Source organism: Streptacidiphilus jiangxiensis, from assembly GCF_900109465.1.
In the GTDB taxonomy this organism is placed as follows: domain Bacteria; phylum Actinomycetota; class Actinomycetes; order Streptomycetales; family Streptomycetaceae; genus Streptacidiphilus; species Streptacidiphilus jiangxiensis.
The window spans coordinates 58,909-82,192 of sequence record NZ_FOAZ01000008.1; the positions used below are offsets into that span (position 1 = coordinate 58,909).

Here is a 23,284-nt window from a genome sequence, read left to right on the forward strand (position 1 = left end):
TAAGCAATATGTAAATGACAAGTCCAGCATAGGAGCGCAATGCTCTTCCGGCAGCTCTGCTGGGCGGCCGGAATTCGCGCTAGGGTCGTGATCCCCAGCGAAAGGAGCGCGGCGGCATGCCGGCGGACGAGGCGGTGATCGGCTGCGTCGGGCGCTTGCTCATCGGCACCCGCGGCAGCGAGGGCCCGGGCGAGGTGGTGGTGCGCGTCCGCGGTGGCTCCGAGGCCTTTCTGGCCTGGTCGGAGCAGCCACTGGCGGAGGGTACGACGGTCCTGGTGATCGAGTCGCGCGGGGCGCGGCAGGTCGATGTGATCGAGTGGGCGGATCCGCTCGACGAGGGGGTGTAGACCCGGGCCCACCCCCCGGGTGTAAGACATACCAGCGCGGGTGTAAGACAGACCCGCGAGAGGTCCTCACGGGGGATTCCGCGAGGTTCCAGGATTTCTTGGAAGAGGAGACGAGAAGGATGTTCGGTTACCGCGTTCCCGCCCCGGACGAGGCGATGTTGATCTCCGGAGGCAGGCGTGGGCTGGAGGGGGCTCCGTTCCGCGTCGTCACCGGGCACGGCAAGTTCGTGCTGCCGGTCTTCCGCAAGACCCGGTTCCTGACCCTGGCGATGTGCGAGTCGGAGGTCGCCGAGACCTGTGTGACCCGTCAGGGCATCGCGCTCACGGTCCGCGCCGTGATCGCGTTCAAGGTCGGCAACGACCACGAGAGCATCGTCAACGCCGGCCAGCGCTTCCTCTCCGACCAGGACCAGATGTCGGTCCTGACCGGCCGGATCTTCGCCGGTCACCTGCGCTCCATCATCGGCTCGATGACGGTCGAGGAGATCGTCACCGAGCGCCAGAAGCTGGCCACGGAGGTGCTGGAGACCTCCAAGGCCGAGATGGCCAAGATCGGCCTGGTGGTCGACTCGCTGCAGATCCAGTCGATCGACGACGGCGACGCCGGCTACATCGCCGCCATGTCCGCCCCGCACAAGGCCGCGATCAAGCGCGCCGCCCAGGTCGCGCAGGCCCAGGCCACCCAGGCCGCGGCCGAGGCCGAGCAGGCCGCCGCCCGCAACCAGGCCGAGTACGCCCGTCAGACGGCGGTCGTGAAGGCCCAGTACAACGCCGAGGTCGACCGCGCCCAGGCGCAGGCGGCGCAGGCCGGACCGCTGGCCGCCGCGCACGCCCAGCAGGAGGTCCTCGCGGCCCAGACCGAGCTGGCCCAGCGGGCCGCCGAGCTGCGCCAGCAGCAGCTGGTCGCGGAGATCGTCAAGCCCGCCGAGGCCGAGGCGGAGCGGATCCGGGTGCTGGCGCAGGCCGAGGCCGAGCGCATGAAGATCCAGGCGGAGGCGGCCGCCTCGCACGACCGCGTCGCCCTGGACCGGATGCTGATCGACCAGCTGCCGCAGATCGTCAAGGAGGCGGCGGGCGGTCTGGCCGGCGCCAACGTCAACGTGCTCAACGGCGCCGACGGCCTCGGCGAGATCGCCGCCGGCCTGGTCGGCCAGGGCCTGACCATCCTCGACTCGGTGCGCCGCAACCTCGGCGCGCCGCAGGCCTCGGACGACACGAAGCCGGGCGCGCGCAAGCAGCTGAACAGCGGTCAGATCGACGTCGACTGACGTCGGCTGACGCCGGACGACGCCGGACGACGGGACGGTCGCGCTCGTTGTAGCGCGGCTGTGACGGGGAGGGCACCGATCCGGGACGGGCGCCGGGCAGGCTCGTGGACAGACCGTCCACGAGCCTGCCCGACCCCGGGGGACCCCTCATGCGCGCCCGCCGTCTCACCCTTGCGACAGCCCTGGTCACCGCCGTCACCGCCGGCGGCCTGCTGACGGCGTGCGGCCCGAACTCGGCGACCGGCGCCTCCTCCCCGGCGCCGGTCGTCTCCGGCTCCCGGCCGGCCTCCGCGCAGGCCTCCGCGCAGGCCTCCGCGTCGGCACCGTCCGGCGGCCCGACCACCGGCTCCGGCGGTGGCGGGCGGACCGGTGGCAGCGGCGGGACCGGTGGTGCGACGGCCGCGCCGGTCTCCCTGAACGGCACCGCCGGGTCGATGCTGACGATCAGCGACGGCACCAGCCGCGTCGTCATGAACGGCACGGTTGTCGACTTCGGCGTCGTCGTCCGCGACCTCGCCTGGTCCCCGGACGGCCGCAAGGCCGCCTTCGTCGACGGCGACGGCAACCTCGACACCGCCAACGCGGACGGCAGTGGCCGAATCGTCGTCGCACACAACCCCGGCGGCGTGACCTGGTCCCACCCGGCCTGGGAGGTCGTCACCTACCAGGCGCAGGTGGGCATCCCGGCCCGGGACAACCTCTTCTTCGTCTCCGGCAGCGGTGCGACCACCCGCCTGATGGGTGTGCCCGCCACCGGCGGCACACCCGCCCCGATCTCGGTCGACGGCGAGCCGGGCGCCGGCGGTGCGCTCCCGACGGCGGGCAACACCTGGATCAACGGCCAGGGCACGACCGGGGAGACCGTCTACGCCAACAGCGCCACCGGCGAGGTCTACATCCGCGACGACTACAGCCGCCAGCAGGGCTCCGCGCTGACCAACGGCTCCGAGCCGGCCATCGTCCCCGGCGCCGCGGACGGCGGCATCGTCTTCGTCCGCTCGGTCGGCGGCCACGACCACGTCTTCCTGGAGCGGCTCACCCAGGCGAACCCGGTGATCACCGACCTGACGCCGGGCGCCACCACCGACTGCACCGAGCCCGCCGTCTCCCCGGACGGTCGCACCGTCGCGGTGCGCACGCCCAACGGTGTCGCCGTGGTGCCGATCGACGGCTCGGCCGCGCCGCGCCTCGTCTCCACCACGCCCGGTCTGCCCGCCTACCGCTGAGCCAGTTCCGCCCGCAGCGTGTCCAGATGGGCGGTCGCGGCGTCCTCGTGGGGCAGGAACTCGACGACGCCGAGGAAGCGGAAGAGCACCTGGGTGTCGGTCACCGCGTACTCGAAGTCGGCGAAGCCGACGACGGCACCGGTGGCGCCGCGGGCCCGGCCGCGGTCCAGCACCGCGCGGCGGGCCTGCGGGCGGCCCAGGTACGGGCAGACCATCGACGCGTAGAGCATGCACGCCCGGTGCCCCGGCCCCTCCCAGGTCGGGGCGAGATTCCGGTACGGCCGACCCGCGTCCAGCGCGGCGCCGATCGCCTCCGCCTCGGCCGCGCCGACCACCCGCCACACCGGGGTGTCCGCCGGCATCGGCGTTCCGCAGACCGAGCAGAGGCGCTGCTGCGCGCAGGCGGCGCTCTTCTCGTAGTCGGTCCGCGCGAAGCGCGGCTCGCCCTCCTCGTACGGGGTGATCGCCGGGACGGGATAGCCGCGCCGGTCCTGCGGCCGCGCGGCCACGGAGGGGGGCTTGGGGACGGCGTCGAATCGCACGGCGCGATCCTATGCCGTGGTTCAGACGCGCGGCCGCAGACCGTTGAAGATCTGTTCGATGAGGGCCTCGGCGTCGTCCGCGTCGAGCGCCGAGGTGCCGATCAGGTAGCGGTAGTAGACGGGCCCGAAGAGCAGTTCGACCATGGTGGCGGAGGGGACGTCCGCGCGCAGCTCCCCGGTCGCCACGGCGGCTTCGAGCCGGTCCCGCCAGCGCCGCAGCCTGGGCGTGAAGAAGTTGTCGCGCAGTTCCTGAGCCAGGGACGCGTCGCTCTGGGCGTCGGCCAGCAGGCCGCGCCAGACCACCCCGAGCTCGCCGTTGAGCAGTCCGATCACCATCCGCAGCTGCTGGCTGAGGTCGGCCGTGAGGTCGCCGGTGTCGGGCACCTCCGCCGCCGGGCCGGACCGCTCGCTGAGCGCCTCCAGCAGCACCGCGGACTTCCGCGGCCACCACCGGTAGATCGTCTGTTTGCCGACACCGGCCCGTGCCGCGATCGCCTCGACGGTGACCTGGGCGTACCCGTCACGGGTGCCGAGTTCGATGGCGGCGTCGAGGATCGCGCGGCGGGACCGCGCGCTGCGGAGGTCGGGATTGGGAGTTCGGCCCATGATCGCATTCTAGGACGTCGGCCAGCGAGACGAGACGTCGCGTCTTGACATGTGCGTCCTGGGGCGGCAAGCATGAGCTCCGTCGAGGCGGGGGGTCGCGGGGGAGTCCCCGCCTCGACGCCCCTCGCCGATGGCCCGGGCCCGGCGGCTCGGGTCGGGGATCAGCCCGCGACGGCCTGCTCGTACAGCGCCTGCGTGGTCGGGCCGAAGACGATGCTGTACGAGGTGTCGGCCGTGTCGCCGCCCTGCTGGTAGCCGCCGATCACGCCGATGATGCTGCCCTGGTCGGCGCCGGAGTCGTAGCCGGCCAGCCAGGCCGTCCCGCTGGTGCCGCCGGTGAAGGCGGTGCAGCCGACCACAAGCTGCGTCGTGGAGTACGCCGAGGCGTCGCCGGTGCAGGTGATGGGCTCGTCCGTGGCGGAGGGGTAGCCGGTCATCTGGACGGTGGCTGCGGTGGTGCCCGAGGTCGACAGCGTGTAGCCGCCGCCGGCCGCCGATTCGAGGCTCTGGCCGTTCTGCGGGGCGACCAGCGCGAAGGCCACGTCGTTGTCCGCGTCGCCGTCGCCCGTCCACGCGGAGTTCTCCACGACCTGGGTGATGCTCCAGACGCCGTCCGGCGCGGAGCCGTCGCGGTAGCCGGGAACGAAGACCGCGCCGGCCTGGCCGCTGCTGAGGCAGTGCGCGGCGGTGACGATCACGTCGCCCGCCGGGCTGTCCACGACGCTGGCGGTGCAGTGGTGGTTGCCGGGCGTGATCGAGTCGGAGGAGAAGATCGCGCCGACCTTGGTGCTCTGCTGCGAGGCGGCGAGCACCTGGGACTGCCCGGTCGTGGTCACCGGCACGTTCCCACCGGCCGCCGCGGCGAAGGAAGCGGCGGCGGTGGCGGAGGTGGCAGCGGAGGTGGTGGGCGTCGGGCTCGGGCTCGCGCTCGCCGTCGGGCTCATCGACGCGGTCGTCGACGCGGACGCCGACGGCTTCGCGGTGGCGCTCGCGCTGGGCGTGGAGCTCGCCTTGGTCGGCGCGGATGCTGCGGTGCTGGTCGGGGCGGGTGCGGCCGAGGAGTGGCGGGGGGCGGCGACAGCCGGGACGACGGTCACGCCGACACCGGCGAGCAGCAGTCCACCCGCCACCAGCGTCGCGACCTTTCGTGCGGTCGTGTCCATCGCCATCCCCTTCCTCCCGTTTCGCATATCGAGACTCCCCACCGGGCCTGAGACATCGGTGGGAGCTACATGGGAGCTGGATGAGAAGCTCGGTTCACGAATTGCGACCGGTACCGTCCCGACGGACCGGATCGCCGAAGCAAGGGGATGCGGAATGAGCGGAGCTGTCATGACGACGGCCGCCGGGCTGGCCGGGACATCCGGCTGGACTCAGGCGGGTGTCGCACTGGCCGGCGTGGGCGCTGGCTTGATCAACACCGTGGTCGGCTCGGGGACCCTGATCACCTTCCCGGTGCTGCTCGCGGCCGGGCTGCCACCGGTGACGGCGAACGTGTCGAACACGCTGGGCCTGGTGCCGGGGTCGGTCAGCGGAGCCTGGGGCTACCGCCGCGAGCTCGCGGGCCTCGGCCCGCTGGTGCGGCGGCTCGGCACGGCCGGGCTCGCCGGCGGTCTGACCGGCGCGGTGCTGCTGCTGGCTCTGCCCGCGAAGACCTTCGAGGCGGCGGTCCCGGTGCTGATCGCGGGCGCCCTGGCCCTGGTGCTGCTCCAGCCCCTGCTGGCCAAGCGCCTCGCCGCGCGTCCCGCGGACCGCCCCCGACCGGAGAACGGCGGGCGCGCGCTGCTGATCGGCGTCTACCTGTGCGGGATCTACGGCGGCTACTTCGGTGCGGCGCAGGGGGTGCTGCTGCTCGGGCTGATGGGTGTCCTGCTGGACCTGCCGCTGCAGCGGATCAACGGGGTGAAGAACGTCCTGGCCCTCGCGGTGAACGGGATCGCCGCGCTCTTCTTCATCGCCGACGGCCGGATCGACTGGCGTGCGGCCCTGCTGGTCGCCGCGGGCTCGGTGGTCGGCGGCCAGATCGGCGCGCTGGTGGGCAGGCGCCTGCCCGCACCGGTGCTGCGGGGCGTGATCGTTGCCGTCGGCGTGGTCGCGATCACCCGCGTCGTCATGAGCTGAGGGTCGGTTGCACGATCCAGGGGCGCGAGGAACTGCGCGACAGGCCACCTCTCTGCGGTGTGTCGCTGAACGAGCAGGGCCATCCTCACGGGGTGGTTGCTCGCGCAGTTCCTCGCGCCCCTGGGGGCAGTGCACCTACCTCCCCGGAATCAAGGCTGAGGTGCCCAGCCCGGTCGGGCCCAAGGGGAAGGTGAGGCCGCCCGTGCCGACGACGCCGCCGCCGTAACGGGCCAGGAGCTCGCGTTCCGGGTAGCGGGCGGTGTCCGCGTGCCAGCGGACGATTCCCGCGATCCAGTGCTCCAGGTCCCGCACCCAGTCGGCGACGCCGGCCCGCGCGGTCGCGTCCAGCCCCAGGTCGTCCAGGACGACCGGCAGCTGCTCCGCGACGACGTGCCGGAACTCGCGCAGGCGCGACTGCATCAGGTCGGCGACGATGCCCACCGCCGCCGGGTACTCGCAGGCGAAGAAGGACTGCACCACCAGCACGGCGTTGTGCAGCTCGCCCTCGAACTCGATCTCCTTCTGGTACGAGTACAGGTCGTTCAGCAGGCAGGCGTAGTCGCTGGCCGCGCCCTCGATCGCCCGGGCCGCGCCGCTGTCGAAGAAGGCGGCCGGCACCTCCTCGTTGCGGGCCAGGCGGCTGAGCGCCATGGTCAGCGGGGAGCCGAAGGTGTCGCGGCGCGTCTCGACGTAGTCGACGGGGTCGGGGATGCGGTTCAGGGTGTGGTTGTCCAGTTCCCAGAGCCAGCTGTCCAGCATGTCGACCACCGCCTGCTGCAGGGAGGCCCGCGCGTCGCGCGGCAGCTCGGCGGCGGTGCGCAGCCAGAGGTCGGCGAGGCCGCGTTCCAGGGGGGTGGTGGGCTGCCCGTCGGTCTCGCCGGGGTCGACGGGCATCAGCCCCCGCAGGCGGGCGTTCGCCGCCCGGGCGGCGACCACGCCGCTGCCGCGGCCGAAGACGGCCGGGTAGTAGTCGTCGGCGTAGGTGCCCCAGGCGAGCCACTGGGCGGCGAGGGTGACGCCGTCCTCCGTGCCGTCGGGGAAGATCCCTGCGGCGCAGAGCGGGAAGTCGAAGCCGGTGAGCAGCCGGTCGTCCCAGAGTCCCTCGCTGAGCATGCCGTGCGCGGCGACCCAGGCGTTCAGACGGCGACGGGCGACGTCCAGGTGCGGGCTGAGCGTCAGCGGGAACGGCGAGGCGATGCCCGGCACCACCGACGGCCCGACCTTCCGGTGGGGCACGTGCGCGAAGCTGCGGATCCGCTTCAGGCCCAACCGGCCCGTCAGCGACGGGAGATCGGCCGCGGAGAGGCCGAGGCCCGTCGGGCCGGGGCGCCACGGGCCCGAACCGCCCTCCAGGGCGCCCGCGTTCATGTAGCGGGAGGAGCGCAGGTGCCACTCGTGGCCGCCGGACTGCCAGTCCTGCAGGCCCTTGGCGTAGGCGAGGACCGCGGCGCACTCGGCCGGATCCAGCGCCTGTTCGACGAAGAGCGGCGGGAGTTCGGTGACGACGGTGTGCTCGAACTGCTGCATCCGGGAGGTGAGCAGGTCGTTCACGGCATCGGCCGCGTCCTGCGTGGTGCAGCCGAGGAAGTGCTCCAACACCAGCACGCCGTTGCTGAGTTCGCCCTCGTCCTCGACCTCGCGCTGATAGGAGAAGAGGTCGTTGCGCAGGTGGACGGCGTCGGAGAAGGTGTCGCGCAGCACCCGCAGGGGCCGGCTGGCGGCGACCTTCGCCGGGACCTCGGCACGGTTGGCGAACTCGATCAGCCCGGCCGACCAGGGCGCGCCGCCGACCTTGCGGCGCATCTCGATGTACTCCACCGGGTTGGCGATGCGGCCTGCGTGGATGTTGGACAGCTCCCACAGCGACTCGTTCAGCAGGTTCCGGGTGCTGGTCGCGAACCGGGCGCGCCAGGCCGGGGAGAGGTGCGGGACGGTCCGCAGCCACAGGTTCTGAAGGCCCGCCTCGACGGGGTTGGTCGGGTCGGGCATCGGCGTGGCCGGGTCGAGGGGCATGAACGCGGGCAGCCGGTCGAGGTAGGCCTTGGCGCCCTCGCGGTCCTGGGTGCGCTTGAACAACTCCAGGAAGTGGTCGTCGAAGAAGAAGACCCAGGTGTACCAGTCGGTGACGGTGTCCAGGTCCTCGGCGCCGGCGTCGGGGTGGGTGTACGAGCAGAGCAGCGCGTAGTCGTGGGCGTCGAGGTCGTGTTCGTCCCAGACGCCGGAGCCCTCCAGCATGCCCAGCGACCGGGCCCACTCCTTGGTGTGGGCCCGGGCACGTTCCAGGTGGGGATTGAGCCTGGCGGGGTGGACGACGTAGAACTCGGGCAGCACGAAAGGCTGTTGGGCAGTGCCGGTGGGTGCGGCAGAGGTGGCAGGGGTCACCAGTCGGGCTTACCCCGCCGGAAAAACGGTCATTCCGGTGCGGAAGTAGTCATATCGTCGGACTGAATTCCCGCGCGGCGTGCCCGCAGCGCGCGCACCCGTCCACGGCTCGCGCAGGCCGGTGACGGGCACCAGCGACGGCGCCCGGTCGGGTCGCTGAACAGGCCCAGGCAGTCCTGCTCCGGGCAGGCCTTGAGGGTCAGCCGCTCGGAGCCGGCGAGCTGGTCGACGGCCTGTCGCACGATCCGCGACAGGGCCGCCGCGGTGCCGTCGGGGGCGGCCCTGCGCAGACCCTCGTCGGTGGCGAGCAGTGCGACCGGGTCGTCGTGCTCGCGCAGGAACCGTGCGAGCTCGCCGACCGCCTCCTCGGGTGCGGGCGTGCCGGTGATCGTCGCCCAGGCGACCGCGCGGATCGGTCGGCGCAGGTGCTGCGCGAGCGCCACGTCGTCCTCGGTGACGGGTGCGGCCGGTGTGAGCTCGTGCAGGGCCAGCCAGGCGGCGAGACGGTCGGGCGTGGGGATCCGCTCGATCGGGGTGGGAGTGGGGTGGCGCCCCTGGGTCGCCAGCAGATTGAGCCAGGTGGCCCCGCAGTCGAGGCGGAAGGCGGTGGTGTCGTCGGCTGCGTCGGCGTGGGGCATGGCAGAAGTGTAACGCCTGAGCCGTTACGCATGCTACGGTCGTGGTGTCGGTAACGGCTGAGCCGTTACACATCCGCACCGGGGAGGCCACAGATGCAGGACCAGTTCGCCCGCGCCACGCTCGACCGCGACGCCGGATACGCGCTCCTCGACGAGCTGCAGGACGAGGCGACCCGACAGGCCGCGTTCCCGGCCCTGGAGGGCCTCGCGCCGGGCTTCACCGACTGGGTGGTCACGGCGCTCTTCGGCGGCACCTACCAACGCGACGGCGGCCTCTCCCTGCGGGACCGGCAGTTGCTCAACCTCGCCGCGCTCACCGCACTGGGCGGCGTCGAGCCGCAGTTGGTGGGGCATGTGCGCAGCAGCCTGCGGATCGGCATGAGCCGGGAGGAGATCGTGGAGAGCATGGTCCACCTGGCGCCCTACGTCGGCGTCCCCAAGGCCCTCGCCGGACTGCGCGCCGTGGGTGCGGCGTTCGCGGCGGTGGATCAGTGAGCGCGCCTGTGGTGCGGACGGTTCTCGGGGACGTGGCCGCGACGGAACTCGGGCGCGTGGACGCGCACGACCACCTCTTCCTGCGCTCGCCCGCGCTGCCGGGCGAGGAGCTGGACGACGCGGCGGCCGCGCAGGCCGAGCTCGCGGAGTTCGCCCGCCTCGGCGGCGGGACGCTCGTGCAGTGGACGCCCTACGGGCTGGGCCGCGGGGCGGTCGACCTGCCGCGACTCTCCAGGGATGCGGGCGTGCACATCGTCGCCGCGACCGGCCTGCACCAGGCGCGGCACTACCCGCCCGGCGTCGTCGAGGCGCTCGCCGGCCCGGCGCTCGCCGAGCTGTTCGTCCGCGAGCTGACGGAGGGGATCGTCCCGGGCGTCCGGGCAGGGATGATCAAGGTAGCGGGCGCGTACCACGGGCTCGACGCCCACGCCCGCTGGACGATGCGTGCCGCAGCCGAGGCCCACCACGCCTCCGGCGCGACGATCGGCGTCCACCTGGAACACGGCAGCTCGGGGCCGGAGGTCGCGTCACTGCTCTGCGACGAGCTGGGTGTGGCACCGACGTCGGTGATCCTCGGCCACCTGAACCGTTTCCCCGACGACCGCGCCCTGCGCGAACTCGCCGCGACGGGCTGCTTCCTGGGCTTCGAGGGCCCGTCACGGGCTCACCACGCCACGGACTGGCGGCTGTTCGACGCGCTCGCGTCGTTGATCGACGCCGGCCGGACGGATCAACTGCTGCTCGGCGGCGACACGGTGGTGGCCTCCGGGCGCGCGACGACGGGCGAGGGCCCAGGTGCGCCCTATCTCCCGAGGGTGCTGTGGCCCCGCCTACGACGCGAGTTCGGCGCGGATGCCGAGGTGGCGATCACGATCACCAACGCAGCAAGCGCTGTGGCAAACGCCCAGGGGCGCGGGGAACTGCGCGACAAGCCACTTGAGCCGATGGTCCCCCAGTAACAGGGCCGTCCGCACAGGGTGGGTTGCTCGCGCCCACGCAGGGGGCACCTCCCGGCCGAAGGCTTGGGGAGGAGCCGCATCTCGGTAGAGTCCCGCGCCCCTGGGTAGGGCAACTACAGCTTCGCGATGGCCGCGTCCAGGCGGGCCAGGACGCGGTCGCGGCCCAGCGCCTCGAGGGACTCGAAGAGCGGGAGGCCGACCGTGCGGCCGGTGACGGCCACGCGGACCGGGGCCTGGGCCTTGCCCAGCTTCAGGCCGTGCTTCTCGCCGATGGCGAGCAGCGTCTCCTTCAGCGGCTCGGCCGCCCACTCCGCGGTCTCGTACGCGCTGCGCGCGTCCCGCAGGATCGCGTCCGCGCCGGGCTTCATCGCCTTGGACCAGGACGCCTCGTCCTCCACCGGCTGGTCGAGGAAGAGGAAGTCCACGTTGGCGGTGATCTCCGACAGGACCGCGAGGCGGGTCTGCGCCAGCGGGGCGACCGTCTCGAAGAGGGCCTGGTCGAACTGCTCCGGAGTCCAGGTGGCGTAGGGCGCGGTCAGGTACGGCGCGCACGCGGCCAGGAACTGCTCGGGCGTCAGGGCGCGGATGTACTCGCCGTTGAAGGCCGTCAGCTTCTTGATGTCGAAGAAGGCCGGCGAGGTGTTGACGTCCGAGATCCGGAAGCGGCGGACCAGCTCCTCGAACGGGAGGATCTCCTCGTCCTCGCCCGGGGACCAGCCCAGCAGCATCAGGTAGTTGACCATGGCCTCGGGCAGGAAGCCCTCGGCCAGGTAGTCCTCCAGGGCGACCTTGTCGCGGCGCTTGGAGAGCTTCTGACGCTTCTCGTTGACGATCACGGACAGGTGCGCCCAGACCGGCGGGGTCGCGCCCAGGGCCTCCCAGAGCAACTGCTGCTTGGGGGTGTTGGACAGGTGCTCCTCGCCGCGGATCACCTCGGTGATCTTCTCGTCGAGGTCGTCGACGACGTTGGCCAGCAGGAAGACGGCGGAGCCGTCGCCGCGGGCGATGACGAAGTCCTCGATGGCCTTGTTCGGGAAGACCGTGTCGCCGCGCACCACGTCCTTGACGACGGTCTCGCCCTCGTCGGGGGTGCGGAAGCGCAGCGCGCGGCCCTCGGCGTAGGCGAGGCCCCGGTCGCGGCAGAAGCCGTCGTAGCCGAGGTGCTCGGAGCCGGTGCGGGCGGTCAGCTGCTCCCGGGTGCAGTCGCAGTAGTACGCGTGGCCGGAGGCCTTGAGCTGCTCGGCGGCCTCGCGGTGGCGCTCGGCGTGGTGCGACTGGAAGTAGGGGCCCTCGAAGGTCGGGTCGTCCTGGTGGATGCCGATCGCGGCGAGCGCGTTGATGATGCCCTCGGTCCACTCGGGCTTGTTGCGCGCCGCGTCGGTGTCCTCGACGCGCAGCACGAAGACACCGCCGGACTGTCGCGCCACGGCCCAGTTGTACAGCGCGGAGCGGGCGCCGCCGACGTGGAACATGCCGGTGGGCGAGGGGGCGAAGCGGACACGTACCGGGGTAGCAGCAGACATGGGCCAAGCCTATCCGTCGCCGGGCCCCGGACCCGCCCAGGTTTTCGGCGCGGCTGTTTCGCGGCTGTGACGCTGCGCGGATCATTCCAAGATCGCTCCGGCTCTACTTTTCTCTTCGTCGCCGAACCAGTCGGCCATCAGCCGGAACACGAACCCAGGGGGCTCCCGATGTCCGCTCGCATCAACCGCTCCGTCGCCGCCACCGTCGCGGCCGCCGCACTGCTCGGCTCCGCCGCGCTGGCCTTCCCGGCCGCGGCGAACGCCGCGGCTCCCGCCCCGGCCGCCACCAAGCCGGCCGCTCTGCAGCTGTCGGTCACGCCGACCGCGCGGGGTTCCTGGCTCCAGCCGGGCGGCGCCACTCGGACCGAGATCGTCAAGGTCACCAACACCACCGGCAAGGCCCAGCGGTTCATGGGCAACCTGATGGCGACGACCGAGGGCGCGATCTACCTGCGGGCCGGGGAGCTCAAGGCCTCGGTCACGGCGCTCGGCAAGACTCCGGCGACGAGCACCGTCTTCCAGCCGCAGACCCCTGGATACGCGGGCGTCTTCTACGCCACGGGTACTCAGTTCGGCGCCTTCACCCTGCCGGCACACGCGACCTTCGCCTGGAAGCTCTCCGTCGCGGCCACCAAGGCCTGGCCCCTGAACGACGGTGTGCTCCGCTTCGACGTCGGCGTCAACCGGGGCACCGACCTCTCCGTGAAGAAGGAGATCGACTTCACCCTGGCGAAGCGGACCGACGGGCCGATGAACGAGAGCCTGCACGGCGACACGAGCCTCTCCGCCCGGCACGCGGCGTACGAGACGGTCACGGTGACCAACCGGACCGGCGCGGACCTGAAGCAGTCCTGGTGGTTCCTGCCGGCCGTCCAGCAGCTGAACGGTGCGCGGCTCGCGGTCGACGTCTGGGTCGGCTCCGGCGCGAACGGCCACTGGAAGACCGTGACCGGCCACAGCCTGCTCGTGAACGGCCTGCCGGCCTGGGCTTCGGAGACCTTCAAACTGCGCCTGCGCGTCGTCGACTACACCGCGAAGACGGCCACCGTCAGCACGCAGCTGTCCCTGATCAACTGGGACGGTGTCGTCAACCCGGCCGGCCCGGTCATCCCGCTGACGGTCCACCGCGGCTGAGGTGCCGCAGCTTGTCGGGGTTGAGCACCGCGTACACCTCGGCGATCCGGCCCTCGGCGTCACAACCGAAGACGTAGACCACCTCACGCACCGGCGTTCGGATGACGAACGCCGGTGCGTTGTTGTAGGTGGCGAAGGTGATGTCCGTCCCGGCGTAGAAGCGCTCGAAGACCGCTGCGAAGAGGCGGGCCGCCTTCTCGGCGCCGTGGATCGGGTGGCGTCCGGCGCGGGCCATGCCGTTGCCGTCCGTGGTGACGACCACGTCCTCGCGCAGCAGTGACCGGAGCCGGCCGAGATCGCCGCCTTGGGCGGCGGCGAGGAACGCCTCGACGAGCGGGCGGGCGTCGGTGGGCGCGGTGACCGGCCGGACACGGCGCTCCGAGGCCACCCGCCGCCGCGCGCGGCTGAGCAGTTGACGGCAGGAGTCCTCGGTCCGCTCCAGGATCGCGGCGATCTCCTCGTACGGCAGGTCGAAGGCCTCGCGCAGCACGAACACCGCACGCTCCGGCGGGCTCAGCCGGTCCAGGAGCAGCAGCATGCCCATGGACGCGGTCTCGCGCAGTGCGAGGGACTCGGCCGGATCAGCCGCCGGATCTGCGGCCGGATCAGCGGCTGTCGGCAGCGGCTCGGGCAGCCAGGGGCCGATGTAGACCTCACGGCGGACGGCGGCCGACCGCAGCCGGTCCAGGGCGAGCCGGGTGGTGACGGTGGTGAGGAAGGCGGCCGGGTTCACCACGGCCCCCTGGTCGGCCGCGCTCCAGCGCAGCCACGCGTCCTGCACCACGTCCTCGGCCTCGGTCACCTGCCCGAGCAGGCGGTAGGCGAGGGCGAGCAGCATCGGCCGGTGGCCGAGGAAGAGGTCCTCGGCCACGGTGTCGGTGGGGGCGCTCAGGCCCGTTCCTTCACGTGGAGCCGCGTCGCGACTCCCAGCCGGTTCCACGCATTGATCGTAACGATCGCGAGGAGCAGCCGGACCAGCTCCTTCTCGTCGAAGTGGGCGGCGGCGCCGTCCCAGACCGCGTCGGGCACGCCGTACTCACCGAGCCGGGTGACGGCGTCGGTGAGGGCGAGGGCGGCCTGCTCCCGCTCGGTGAACAGGTGGCGCGCCTCCTCCCACGCGGCGACGGTCACCAGCCGCTGCAGGCTCTCACCCTGGGCCAGGGCGTCGTGGGCGTGCAGGTCGAGGCAGTAGGCGCAGCCGTTCAGCCCGGAGGCGCGCATCCGCACCAGCTCGCGCAGCGTCGGATCGAGCTGACCGCCGGCGGTCTCCTCCAGGGCGAGCATCGCCTGCAGGGCGTCGGGCGCGACGCGGGCCCACGGGGTGCGCGGGGCGTGGGTGGTCATGGCCGGTTCCTTCCGTCGAGGTTCGTCATCTCCTCGACGGAGAGGCACGTCGCTCTGTGACGGAAAGCGGTGTGACCGTCGTCACTGCGACGGGGTCGGGCCGACCATCTGGTCGCTGAGCCAGGTGATGAGGCCGGCGCCCATGGCCGGGACGTAGGTGTAGGCGTTGTGCCGTCCGCCCTGGATGACGTTGACGGTGGTGTGGATCGGGCCCTTGTTGCCGAACTGCTTGAGGAACCCGGTCACCGCGCCGATCTCGCCCGATCCCTCCCGGGTGCCGTACTGGAACGCCAGGTAGATGTCGGGCCCGCCGCGGGCGAGCAGCTGCTTGGCCAGCACGGGCGGGTTGTTCGCCGCCTGCTCCTTGGGGTGGCCCTTCCAGAACGGCGAGTCGGCCACGATGTCCGGCCCGGAGATCAGTGCGGCCTTGAACCGGTCCGGGTACTTCAGCACCGCCTTGAGCCCGGCGAAACCGCCGCTGGAGGAGCCCATGAAGGCCCAGCCGTCGCGCGACTTGATGGTCCGGAAGTTCTGTCGCATCAGGTCGGGGATGTCGTCCGTCAGCCACGTGCCCATCTTGGGCTGGCCGGGGATGTCGCTGCCGTCCCAGTAGTGGGCGTGGTCGTCCGGGCCGGGGTTGAGGACGGGCATGACCACCAGGAAGGGCTTGCTCTTGCCCTGCTGGTACCACTGGGTGATGCTCTGCTCCAGCTTGAGGCCGGGGTCCTTCCAGTAGTTGTCGTTGTAGCCCGGGCCGCCGGGCAGCGCGATCATGACCGGGAAGCCGCTGCGGGCGTACTTCGGGTCGCTGTAGGCCTTCGGGGCCCAGACCCAGACCTTGCCGGTGTAGCCGGACTTCGGGCCGGTGTAGGTGATCACGCCGATATGGGTGCCGTCGTCGAGCGTGTGCTCGACCTTCCACGGCGCCTCCGGGCCGGTCGGCAGCGAGGTCAGCGCGTCGACCCCGACGGCCTTGCCGTCGCCGCCGCCGTTGCGTCCGCCGCCGCCCTGCGGGGCGGGGGTGTCGAAGGTCAGCGGCTGGCCCTTCTCGCTGAAGGGCGGGATCTCGTAGTGCTTCATCACGGGTATCGCCACGCCGACCACCACCGCGACGCTCGCCACCACGGCCGTCCAGATCAGCGCGCGCCGCCGGCGTGTCCGCCGCTTGCCCTGGACACCGGGAAGCGGTGCGCCGCACTCGCCGCACGCGTCCGGGAGGAACTCGGCGGGCGGGCTGGACTGGTGGTTCATCGCGCTACTCCGGCTGGGTATCGGCCCTGATCAGTCAGAGAGTGGGGGCAGAGTGAAAAATGTGATCAAAGGGTGATCTGATCCGGCGCTTAGGACGGTCAAACCACATTAATCGGTTCCCTGCTGTCCGAATTCGTCATATGAGCCCTCTTTGGATCGCGTGTTGCCGGGGCGACTCCTGTGGCGTCGTCAGAAGCCGCCACCCGACCTGGGAGACGACTCCGTGCGGCTGAAGGTGCGTCAGCTACGGCGTCCGAGTGACGTTGACCACGTCATGGGTCCCCGGCTAACATCTCGACGTCAAGTCTCTTGATGTCGAGATAAACGGAGTCGGCGGGGGCGGGAATGACGGGATCCGAAGGGCTGTGGGCCCAGCTGCGGCGCCCACCGGGTGGGCGCGACGCGCGGACCATGCTGGGCGCGCTGTTCGTGGACCGCACCGGGACGGGCGTGTGGGCCGCGTCCTCGGTGCTCTACTTCACCTTCGTCTCCCACCTGGACGCCCGTCAGATCGGCCTGCTTCTCGGGGTCGCCGGGATCGCCGGGATCGCGGGCTCACCCCTCGCGGGCCGGCTCGCCGGGCGCTGCTCCGCCCGGAGGCTGCTGATCGGCAGTCACCTGCTGCGCCTGGCGGCCGTCGGCGGGCTGCTGTACGGCCACGGGGTCGCGATGCTGCTGCCCTTCGTCGCACTCACGGCGCTCGGCGAACGCGGCGCCAAGATGCTGGAGATGCTCTTCGCCACCCGCGTCGCCGGGGACCGCCGCACCGTCTACCAGGCCCTCTCCCGCACCACCGCGAACGCCGGCTACGCCCTCGGCGCGGGCATCGCCGCGGCCGGCCTCGCGCTCGGCACCGACGACGCCTACCGGGCGCTCGCGCTGGGCAACGCCGTCTCCTACCTGCTCGCCGCGGCCCTGGTCTGGCGCACCGCCGAGCCCCGCGCGGGGCGGACCACCCCGGTGGCCTCCTCGGCGGCCGTCCTCGGGCAGACCGCCGCCGCACACCCCGTGGGCGCCGGGCAGCCCCTGGGCGCCGGGGCGGTGGACGCACCGCGCAGCCCCTGGCGGGACCACCACTACCTCCTCTTCGTACTGCGCGACATCCCGCTCTGCCTGGACGACTCCGTCCTCAATGTCGGCCTGCCGCTGTGGCTGGTCGCGCACACCACCGCGCCGCACGCGCTCGTGCCCGCGTTCCTCGCCGTCAACACGGTGCTCGTGGTCGTGCTGCAGCTGCGTGTCTCCGCCGCGGCGGAGGGTCCGCGCGGGGCGGTGCGCGCGGTGCTCCGCTACGGCGCCGCGCTGCTGCTGACCTGCCTGCTCCTCGCCACCGCGACGGGTGGCGGTGCGCTCGCCGCCTCGCTGGCGCTGCTGGCGGCAGCGGTCCTGGTGACGGTCGCCGAGCTGCTGCGTTCGGTCAGCTCGTGGGAGCTGTCGGTGCTGCTCGCGCCGGAGCGCTCGCGGGCGGCGTACCTCGGGGTGGCGGGGATGTCGCAGTCCATCCAGAAGTCGGCCGGTCCGCCGCTGCTCACCGGCGTGGTCATGGCCGCCGGTCCGCTCGGCTGGCTGGGCCTGGGTCTGGCCGTCGCCGCGAACGCCGCCGTCCAGCACCGCGCCTGCTCCCGCCGCCTGGCCGCGCTCGCCGCGCTCGCGGCGCAACCCGCGTCCGCGCTGACCGCTGCCACAGCGGCGGCTCCCGTCCGGCGCGGCTGAGCGCGCCTCCCGCGGCGTCCCCGCCGCCCGGGGCCGACGAGCCGCGCCTGCCAGCCGCGCGGCACGTCAGCGGTCAGCGGGCTGCGACGCGGCGACGCGCGGGTGCGACGCTCCGCAGCAGTCCGACCAGGGTCAGCGCCCAGGCCGCGACCGCGACCCACAGCAGGACCTGGCCCGGTGTCCGCAGCCACCCCACCGACGCGGCCGTCGCGGTCGAGAGGGTGGCGGTGGCGGTCATGCCCATCGGGAAGACCGTCGCCCAGCGCCGTACGTCGTAGCGGGGGCGCGGCCAGCGCAGCTCCGCGAGGACGAGGGCCAGGTACCAGAGCCAGACCAGGCCCAACAGGACCAGCGTGAGCGGACGCAGCGTGTCGTGCAGACCGGTGCCGCGCCAGGCGGGGACGGCGAGGAGCTTCGCGCCCGCCAGGGCGGAGATCGCCAGGGCGCCGCCCGCCACCCAGTGGTCGCCCGCGCCGGTCCGCAGCTGCCGCAGCTCGAAGTGGCGGAAAGCCACCCCGTAGAGCACCAGCCCGAGCCCGAAGCAGACCAGGGCCGCCCAGGCCAACCAGGTCGCGGCCCGGGCGGTGGCCAGCGTCGCGCCGAGCACGGCCAGACCCTCGGTGGCCACGCACACCAGGAACACCGCGCCCGGCATCCCGTGCCGGGCCCAGTGCCGCATCACGTGCGGCATCAGCACCGTCCAGGCGACGGCGGCCACCACCAGCGCGGCGGCGGCGAGCACCTGCCACCCGGAGCCTCCCGTGCCGAGCAGCGACACCCGGGTGCCGAGCACGGTCGTCGAGGCGATGGCGGTCAGCGCGGGCGGGGTGTCCGCCTCGGCCGCCCAGCGGGTCCGGTCGCGGAGCAGCCGCAGCATGAAGTCGGCGGAGAGCGTGAGCCAGGCGAGCCCGCCGAGGACGAGCAGCGCGACGGAGAGCCCCTCGGAGCCCACCAGGTGCAGCCCGACCGAGACGATCCCCGTCGCCATCACCGCCGAACCGGCCGCCGGCGGCAGCTCCGCCCACCACCGGCCCGCAGCGCCCTGTCGGTCCTCGTCCACCCCTCCACGCTCGACGCACCCGCCCCGGCCCGCAACGCGACGTGCCGTCATGCCGGGTCGGCATGGGTCCATCCGGGACAGGTCCTTCCCCGGACGCCCGGGCCGGGCCCGGCGTCGTCGAGCCGTAGCCCTGAGCCCGGGGAGAGGAACGGTCAGCCCAGCGCGACGTCCTTCTCGCGCAGCGCCTCCAGGGCCCGGCCGTACAGGCGCTCCTTGATCGTGCCGACCGTCGGGCCGGCCTTGGCGGCGTGCGGACGGGCCAGCTCGACCGCGGCCGCGCGCAGCCCCGCCTCGTCGGCCGTGGCGTCGACGATCCCGGCCGCCAGCGCGTCCACCCCGCCGAAGCGGCGGGCGGTGACCATCGCCGCGTGCGCGGTCTGCGGGGCCAGCCTCGCCTGGATCAGTGCGGACATCCCGTGGGTGAACGGAATGTTGATCTCCGCCTCCGGCAGGCACCAGAAGCCGCGGTCGGCGCGCATGATCCGCAGGTCGTGGGTGAGCGAGAGCATCGCCCCGGCGGCGAAGGTGTGGCCCTGCAGGGCGGCGACGGTGACGAAGGGCAGCGTCAGCACCCGAGCGAACAGCGCCTGCACCGACTCGACGTAGGCGCCGGCCTGGTCGGCGTGGGCGAAGAGCCAGTCCAGGTCGAGGCCGTTGGAGAAGAACTTGCCGGTCGCCGTGGTCACCAGCGCCTTCGGCCCCTCCGTCTGCTCCACCTCGTCGAGCAGCGCGCCGACAGCGGTCAGCCAGTCCGGGTGGAAGCGGTTCTCGCCGTCGCCGAGGTCGAGGACGAAGACCTCGCCGTCACGGTCGAGGCGGGGAGAGCTCTGCGGTGCGGTCATGAGGGGACTCCTCGAATGGCTACCGGTGAGTAACTTTCCCGGCGATCGTAGCAACGGACCCGGTCCGTGTCCGGGGCTCGCTCAGGTTGGCCGCCCGGCCAGCGAGAATGTCCGCGTGGACAACGCCGTGGACTACCAGGAACTGCTCGTCGCCTCGATGGCCGCGGCCTTGCGGACCGCCGGGACGGGACGCGTCGCCGACTACATCCCCGCGCTCGCGCGGGAGGACGGTGACGCGTTCGGCATGGCGCTGGCCACCGTCGAGGGAGAGGTCTACGGCGTCGGCGACTGGGGGCGGCCGTTCTCCGTCCAGAGCATCTCCAAGCTGCTCACGCTGATACTCACGCTCGCCGAGGGCGGCGAGGCGGACCTGTGGCAGCGGGTCGGCCGCGAGCCGTCCGGCAACCCCTTCAACTCGCTGATCCAGCTGGAGACCGAACACGGCATTCCGCGCAACCCGTTCATCAACGCGGGCGCGATCGTGGTCACCGACCGCCTGCACAGCCTGACCGACGGGCACGCGGCGCAGGCCGTCGTCGACTTCCTGCGGGCCGAGTCCGGCAACCCCGCGCTCGCGACCGACCAGGAGGTCGCCGCGTCCGAGGCGGAGCACGGGCACCGCAACGCGGCCCTCGCGCACTTCATCGCCAGCCACGGCAACCTGGTCAACGACGTCGACACGGTCCTTGCGGAGTACTACGCCCACTGCGCGATCGCCGCCTCCTGCGAGGACCTCGCCCGCACCGGCCTCGTCCTCGCCCGCCACGGCCTGCGCGCCGACGGCACACGGCTGCTGACCCGCAGCGAGGCCAAGCGCATCAACGCCATCCTCCTCACCTGCGGCACCTACGACGCCGCCGGCGACTTCGCCTACCGCGTGGGCCTCCCCGGCAAGTCCGGCGTCGGCGGCGGCATCCTCGCCGTCCTCCCCGGCCGCGCCGCGGTCTGCGCCTGGGGCCCGGCCCTCGATCCCGCCGGCAACTCCGTCGCCGCGGCGGCGGCGCTGGACGCCTTCACGACGCTGTCGGGCTGGTCCGTCTTCTGACGCTGCGGCAACCTCAGGGCCGGGGAATGTTCCTGAGGTTGCTCCTTGCCAGGTCCAGCATCTTGCCGACGCCGCCGTCCAGCACCGTGCGTCCTGCGGCCAGGGCGAAGCCCTTGAGCTGGGTGGCGGTGATGGTCGGCGGGAGGGAGAGGGCGTTCGGGTCGGTGACCACGTCGATCAGGGCCGGGCCCGGGACGGCGAAGGCCTCGCTCAGGGCGTCGCGGACGGCGGAGGGCTCGGTGACGCGGATGCCGTGGACGCCGCAGGCGCGGGCGATGGCGGCGTAGTCGACGTCGCCGTTGTCGATCTCGTACTCCGGGTAGCCGCTGACCATCATCTCCAGCTTGATCATGCCGAGCGCGCCGTTGTTGAAGACCACCACCTTCACCGGCGCCCGCCGGCCGTACTTCGCCAGCGTCAGCAACTCGCCCATCAGCATGCCGAGCCCTCCGTCGCCGGAGAGGGCGACCACCTGGCGGCCGGGGTGGGCCAGCTGCGCGCCGATCGCGTGCGGCAGGGCGTTCGCCATCGAGCCGTGCAGGAAGGAGCCGATGACGCGGCGACGGCCGTTCGGGGTGAGGTAGCGGGCGGCCCAGACGTTGTTCATGCCCGTGTCCACGGTGAAGACCGCGTCGTCCGCGGCCACGTCGTCCAGGATCGCGGCCACGTACTCGGGGTGGATCGGGGTGTGGTGCTCGATGTTCTTCGTGTAGGCGCCGACCACCCGTTCCAGTGCCGCGCCGTGGCGCCGCAGCATGTCGTCGAGGAACGAGCGGTCGTGACGCTGCTTCAGCAGCGGCTGCACGGCGCGCAGCGTCGCCGCCACGTCGCCGTGGACGGCCAGGTCCAGGGGCGTGCGGCGGCCGAAGCGCGTCGGGTCGTGGTCGATCTGGACGGTGTGGCGGCCGGGCAGGAAGGAGTCGTAGGGGAAGTCGGTGCCCAGCAGCAGCACCAGGTCCGCCTCGTGCAGCGCGTCGTGACAGGCGCCGTAGCCGAGCAGGCCGCTCATGCCCACGTCGTAGGGGTTGTCGAACTGGATCCACTCCTTGCCGCGCAGCGAGTGGCCGATCGGCGCGAGGACCGTCTCCGCCAGCCGCATCACCTCCGCGTGCGCGCCGCGCACGCCCGCGCCCGCGAACAGCACCGGCTTGCGGGCCGCGTTGATCGCCTCGGCCAGCGCCTCGACCTGGGCCGGCGCGGGCACCGGCGTCGCCCGCTCGTGCGGCTGCAGGAACGCGCTGCTGCCGGTCGGGTGGGCGACGGGCAGTGCGGCCACGTCGCCGGGGAAGGCCACCACGGACACGCCGCTCTGCCCGAGTGCGTGCTGGATCGCGGTGCGCAGCACCCGCGGGAGCTGGGCCGGCGTGCTGATGGTCTCGCAGTAGCCGGAGCAGTCCGCGAAGACCCTTTCGGGGTGCGTCTCCTGGAAGAAGCCCATGCCGATCTGCGCGGACGGGATGTGCGAGGCGAGGCCGAGCACCGGCACACCGGAGCGGTGCGCGTCGTACAGGCCCTGGATCAGGTGGGTGTTGCCCGGCCCGCAGGAGCCGGCGCAGACGGCGAGCCGTCCGGTCGTCTCCGCCTCGGCCGCCGCGGCGAACGCCCCGGCCTCCTCGTTGCGTACGTGGACCCACTCCAGTGCCCCGTCACTGCGCCGGATGGCGTCCACCACGGGGTTCAGGCTGTCGCCGACCACCCCGTAGATCCGCTGTACGCCGGCCTGGCGCAGCACGGTGATCATCTGCTCGGCGACCGTGCGGTCGGCCATGGGCTCCGCTCCCTCCGCAGCGCGGACTGATGCTCGTCCCCCGATCCTCTCCCGCGAGCGGCGGCGCGGCGGGATATTTCGCGAGCGCGTCGCTTGGGCACGGGCGATACTCGCGATCATGGACCACTCCTCACCTTCCTTCGACGACCTCATCGCCGAGGCGGACGCGGTCTCCGTCGACGGCTGGGACTTCTCCTGGCTCGACGGCCGTGCCACCGAGGAGAGACCCCCTTGGGGTTACCAGCGGCTGCTGGGCGAGCGCCTGCGCGGCGCCCGGGCGGCGCTCGACATCCAGACCGGCGGCGGCGAGGTCCTCGCGGGCGCCACCGACAGCTTTCCGCCGACGGCGGTGGCCACCGAGTCCTGGCCGCCCAACCTGGCCAAGGCGACCGCCCTGCTCCACCCGCGCGGCGTCGTGGTCGTCGCCGATCCGGACGAACCCCCGCTGCCCTTTGCCGACGGCGCCTTCGACCTGGTCTCCTCCCGACACCCGGCCACCGTCCACTGGGCCGAGATCGCCCGCGTGCTGGCTCCGGGCGGCACCTACCTCGCCCAGCACGTCGGCCCGGCCACCTCCCTGGAGCTCACCGAGTGGTTCCTCGGCCCCTGGCCGAGTTCCGGCGCGGACCGCCACCCGGACGTGGAGACCGCCGAGGCCCGTGCCGCGGGCCTGGAGATCGTCGACCTGCGCACCGCCCGCCTGCGGATGGAGTTCCACGACATCGGCGCGGTGGTCTACTTCCTGCGCAAGGTGCTGTGGACGGTCCCGGAGTTCTCCGTGGCGAAGTACCGCGACCGGCTGCGCGAGATGGACGCGGCGATCCGCCGCGACGGCCTCTTCCTGGCCCACTCCACCCGCCACCTCATCGAGGCAAGAAAGCCGTGAGGGGCGGTCTTCCTTGTCGGAAGACCGCCCCTCACCTGCGGTTTCACCAGTCGGGGTGGCGGGATTTGAACCCACGGCCTCTTCGTCCCGAACGAAGCGCGCTACCAAGCTGCGCTACACCCCGGTGCAACGAG

General features: G+C 72.6%; 22 protein-coding genes and 1 tRNA gene. 10 read left to right on the forward strand and 13 right to left on the reverse strand.

Annotation, left to right across the window (positions count from 1 at the left end):
• The first annotated feature begins 116 nt into the window (after positions 1-116).
• The 3 genes from BMY61_RS16850 (at position 117) to BMY61_RS16860 (ending at position 2,841) form a co-directional block, all read left to right on the forward strand.
• Complete coding sequence (locus tag BMY61_RS16850) at positions 117-347, forward strand: hypothetical protein (RefSeq protein WP_042447817.1); 231 nt, start codon at positions 117-119, stop codon at positions 345-347.
• 119 nt (positions 348-466) lie between these two features.
• A complete protein-coding gene (locus tag BMY61_RS16855) occupies positions 467-1,615 on the forward strand; it encodes an SPFH domain-containing protein (RefSeq protein ID WP_042447820.1) in 1,149 nt (382 codons plus the stop codon).
• 149 nt (positions 1,616-1,764) lie between these two features.
• A complete protein-coding gene (locus tag BMY61_RS16860) occupies positions 1,765-2,841 on the forward strand; it encodes a TolB-like translocation protein (RefSeq protein ID WP_042447823.1) in 1,077 nt (358 codons plus the stop codon).
• Here the strand turns inward: BMY61_RS16860 and BMY61_RS16865 are convergent.
• The 3 genes from BMY61_RS16865 to BMY61_RS16875 form a co-directional block, all read right to left on the reverse strand.
• Positions 2,832-3,383, reverse strand: a complete 552-nt coding sequence (locus tag BMY61_RS16865; RefSeq protein ID WP_042447825.1) for a hypothetical protein — start codon at positions 3,381-3,383, stop codon at positions 2,832-2,834. The two genes, BMY61_RS16860 and BMY61_RS16865, sit on opposite strands and share 10 nt — an antisense overlap.
• Positions 3,384-3,404: 21 nt before the next feature.
• Positions 3,405-3,989, reverse strand: coding sequence for a TetR/AcrR family transcriptional regulator (locus tag BMY61_RS16870; RefSeq protein ID WP_042447827.1), 585 nt, complete (start codon positions 3,987-3,989; stop codon positions 3,405-3,407).
• 161 nt (positions 3,990-4,150) lie between these two features.
• Positions 4,151-5,152 carry a trypsin-like serine peptidase gene (locus BMY61_RS16875; RefSeq protein WP_143094389.1) on the reverse strand — a complete coding sequence of 334 codons (1,002 nt, stop codon included), beginning with the start codon at positions 5,150-5,152 and terminating at the stop codon, positions 4,151-4,153.
• Positions 5,153-5,306: 154 nt separating this feature from the next.
• On the opposite strand from BMY61_RS16875, the gene BMY61_RS16880 reads away from it, so the two are divergent.
• Positions 5,307-6,110, forward strand: a complete 804-nt coding sequence (locus BMY61_RS16880; protein ID WP_425314690.1) for a sulfite exporter TauE/SafE family protein — start codon at positions 5,307-5,309, stop codon at positions 6,108-6,110.
• A 135-nt stretch (positions 6,111-6,245) separates the two neighbouring features.
• Here the strand turns inward: BMY61_RS16880 and BMY61_RS16885 are convergent, their stop codons facing one another.
• Together BMY61_RS16885 and BMY61_RS16890 are read right to left on the reverse strand one after the other, a co-directional pair.
• Complete coding sequence (locus tag BMY61_RS16885; RefSeq protein ID WP_075003940.1) at positions 6,246-8,492, reverse strand: terpene synthase family protein; 2,247 nt, start codon at positions 8,490-8,492, stop codon at positions 6,246-6,248.
• 29 nt (positions 8,493-8,521) lie between these two features.
• A complete protein-coding gene (locus tag BMY61_RS16890; protein ID WP_042447833.1) occupies positions 8,522-9,130 on the reverse strand; it encodes a CGNR zinc finger domain-containing protein in 609 nt (202 codons plus the stop codon).
• A gap of 93 nt (positions 9,131-9,223) precedes the next feature.
• Between BMY61_RS16890 and BMY61_RS16895 the strand changes: the two genes are divergently transcribed.
• A complete protein-coding gene (locus BMY61_RS16895; RefSeq protein ID WP_052438709.1) occupies positions 9,224-9,625 on the forward strand; it encodes a carboxymuconolactone decarboxylase family protein in 402 nt (133 codons plus the stop codon).
• On the forward strand, positions 9,622-10,584 hold the full coding sequence (locus tag BMY61_RS16900; protein ID WP_042447835.1) for a phosphotriesterase family protein: 963 nt from the start codon (positions 9,622-9,624) through the stop codon (positions 10,582-10,584). Before BMY61_RS16895 ends, BMY61_RS16900 begins: the two co-directional genes overlap by 4 nt.
• A gap of 113 nt (positions 10,585-10,697) precedes the next feature.
• Here the strand turns inward: BMY61_RS16900 and gltX are convergent, their stop codons facing one another.
• On the reverse strand, positions 10,698-12,056 hold the full coding sequence (gltX, locus tag BMY61_RS16905) for a glutamate--tRNA ligase (RefSeq protein WP_236656025.1): 1,359 nt from the start codon (positions 12,054-12,056) through the stop codon (positions 10,698-10,700).
• Between the two features lie 219 nt (positions 12,057-12,275).
• On the opposite strand from gltX, the gene BMY61_RS16910 reads away from it, so the two are divergent.
• Complete coding sequence (locus BMY61_RS16910) at positions 12,276-13,241, forward strand: hypothetical protein (RefSeq protein ID WP_042447838.1); 966 nt, start codon at positions 12,276-12,278, stop codon at positions 13,239-13,241.
• On the opposite strand, the gene sigJ is transcribed toward BMY61_RS16910, so the two are convergent.
• The 3 genes from sigJ to BMY61_RS16925 form a co-directional block, all read right to left on the reverse strand.
• Positions 13,213-14,181: an RNA polymerase sigma factor SigJ gene (sigJ, locus tag BMY61_RS16915; RefSeq protein ID WP_236656017.1), complete on the reverse strand. Its 969-nt coding sequence runs from the start codon at positions 14,179-14,181 to the stop codon at positions 13,213-13,215. The genes BMY61_RS16910 and sigJ overlap by 29 nt on opposite strands.
• Positions 14,130-14,585 (reverse strand): carboxymuconolactone decarboxylase family protein, encoded by a 456-nt coding sequence (locus BMY61_RS16920; RefSeq protein ID WP_042447841.1) that lies wholly within the window; start codon positions 14,583-14,585, stop codon positions 14,130-14,132. The genes sigJ and BMY61_RS16920 overlap by 52 nt, the downstream gene beginning before the upstream one ends.
• 81 nt (positions 14,586-14,666) lie before the next feature.
• Positions 14,667-15,836 carry an alpha/beta hydrolase gene (locus tag BMY61_RS16925; protein WP_082015024.1) on the reverse strand — a complete coding sequence of 390 codons (1,170 nt, stop codon included), beginning with the start codon at positions 15,834-15,836 and terminating at the stop codon, positions 14,667-14,669.
• A 345-nt stretch (positions 15,837-16,181) separates the two neighbouring features.
• On the opposite strand from BMY61_RS16925, the gene BMY61_RS16930 reads away from it, so the two are divergent.
• Positions 16,182-17,549 carry an MFS transporter gene (locus BMY61_RS16930; RefSeq protein ID WP_143094390.1) on the forward strand — a complete coding sequence of 456 codons (1,368 nt, stop codon included), beginning with the start codon at positions 16,182-16,184 and terminating at the stop codon, positions 17,547-17,549.
• 73 nt (positions 17,550-17,622) lie between these two features.
• Here the strand turns inward: BMY61_RS16930 and BMY61_RS16935 are convergent, their stop codons facing one another.
• The gene (locus BMY61_RS16935; RefSeq protein WP_042447844.1) at positions 17,623-18,609 is read right to left on the reverse strand and encodes a tellurite resistance/C4-dicarboxylate transporter family protein; all 987 of its coding nucleotides are present in this window, start codon (positions 18,607-18,609) and stop codon (positions 17,623-17,625) included.
• Positions 18,610-18,761: 152 nt separating this feature from the next.
• Complete coding sequence (locus BMY61_RS16940) at positions 18,762-19,451, reverse strand: enoyl-CoA hydratase-related protein (protein WP_042447846.1); 690 nt, start codon at positions 19,449-19,451, stop codon at positions 18,762-18,764.
• Between the two features lie 115 nt (positions 19,452-19,566).
• Between BMY61_RS16940 and BMY61_RS16945 the strand changes: the two genes are divergently transcribed.
• Entirely contained in the window at positions 19,567-20,496 is a 930-nt protein-coding gene (locus BMY61_RS16945; RefSeq protein WP_075003942.1) for a glutaminase, read from the forward strand.
• A 13-nt stretch (positions 20,497-20,509) separates the two neighbouring features.
• On the opposite strand, the gene BMY61_RS16950 is transcribed toward BMY61_RS16945, so the two are convergent.
• Positions 20,510-22,264: a pyruvate dehydrogenase gene (locus BMY61_RS16950; RefSeq protein WP_042447847.1), complete on the reverse strand. Its 1,755-nt coding sequence runs from the start codon at positions 22,262-22,264 to the stop codon at positions 20,510-20,512.
• A 118-nt stretch (positions 22,265-22,382) separates the two neighbouring features.
• On the opposite strand from BMY61_RS16950, the gene BMY61_RS16955 reads away from it, so the two are divergent.
• A complete protein-coding gene (locus BMY61_RS16955; RefSeq protein WP_042447849.1) occupies positions 22,383-23,150 on the forward strand; it encodes a class I SAM-dependent methyltransferase in 768 nt (255 codons plus the stop codon).
• A 50-nt stretch (positions 23,151-23,200) separates the two neighbouring features.
• Here BMY61_RS16955 and BMY61_RS16960 read toward each other — a convergent pair.
• Positions 23,201-23,274, reverse strand: a tRNA-Pro gene (locus tag BMY61_RS16960).
• Positions 23,275-23,284 lie beyond the last annotated feature (10 nt).

Excerpts from the sequence above, each read along its gene's own strand:
- BMY61_RS16950 (WP_042447847.1), bottom strand. The coding sequence starts at position 22,264 with ATGGCCGACCGCACGGTCGCCGAGCAGATGATCACCGTGCTGCGCCAG.
- BMY61_RS16860 (WP_042447823.1), top strand. The coding sequence starts at position 1,765 with ATGCGCGCCCGCCGTCTCACCCTTGCGACAGCCCTGGTCACCGCCGTC.
- BMY61_RS16920 (WP_042447841.1), bottom strand. The coding sequence starts at position 14,585 with ATGACCACCCACGCCCCGCGCACCCCGTGGGCCCGCGTCGCGCCCGAC.
- BMY61_RS16930 (WP_143094390.1), top strand. The coding sequence starts at position 16,182 with ATGACGGGATCCGAAGGGCTGTGGGCCCAGCTGCGGCGCCCACCGGGT.
- BMY61_RS16955 (WP_042447849.1), top strand. The coding sequence starts at position 22,383 with ATGGACCACTCCTCACCTTCCTTCGACGACCTCATCGCCGAGGCGGAC.
- BMY61_RS16940 (WP_042447846.1), bottom strand. The coding sequence starts at position 19,451 with ATGACCGCACCGCAGAGCTCTCCCCGCCTCGACCGTGACGGCGAGGTC.
- BMY61_RS16890 (WP_042447833.1), bottom strand. The coding sequence starts at position 9,130 with ATGCCCCACGCCGACGCAGCCGACGACACCACCGCCTTCCGCCTCGAC.
- BMY61_RS16895 (WP_052438709.1), top strand. The coding sequence starts at position 9,224 with ATGCAGGACCAGTTCGCCCGCGCCACGCTCGACCGCGACGCCGGATAC.
- BMY61_RS16910 (WP_042447838.1), top strand. The coding sequence starts at position 12,276 with ATGTCCGCTCGCATCAACCGCTCCGTCGCCGCCACCGTCGCGGCCGCC.
- BMY61_RS16855 (WP_042447820.1), top strand. The coding sequence starts at position 467 with ATGTTCGGTTACCGCGTTCCCGCCCCGGACGAGGCGATGTTGATCTCC.
- BMY61_RS16870 (WP_042447827.1), bottom strand. The coding sequence starts at position 3,989 with ATGGGCCGAACTCCCAATCCCGACCTCCGCAGCGCGCGGTCCCGCCGC.
- BMY61_RS16925 (WP_082015024.1), bottom strand. The coding sequence starts at position 15,836 with ATGAACCACCAGTCCAGCCCGCCCGCCGAGTTCCTCCCGGACGCGTGC.
- BMY61_RS16850 (WP_042447817.1), top strand. The coding sequence starts at position 117 with ATGCCGGCGGACGAGGCGGTGATCGGCTGCGTCGGGCGCTTGCTCATC.
- BMY61_RS16875 (WP_143094389.1), bottom strand. The coding sequence starts at position 5,152 with ATGGACACGACCGCACGAAAGGTCGCGACGCTGGTGGCGGGTGGACTG.
- gltX (WP_236656025.1), bottom strand. The coding sequence starts at position 12,056 with ATGTTCCACGTCGGCGGCGCCCGCTCCGCGCTGTACAACTGGGCCGTG.
- BMY61_RS16880 (WP_425314690.1), top strand. The coding sequence starts at position 5,307 with ATGAGCGGAGCTGTCATGACGACGGCCGCCGGGCTGGCCGGGACATCC.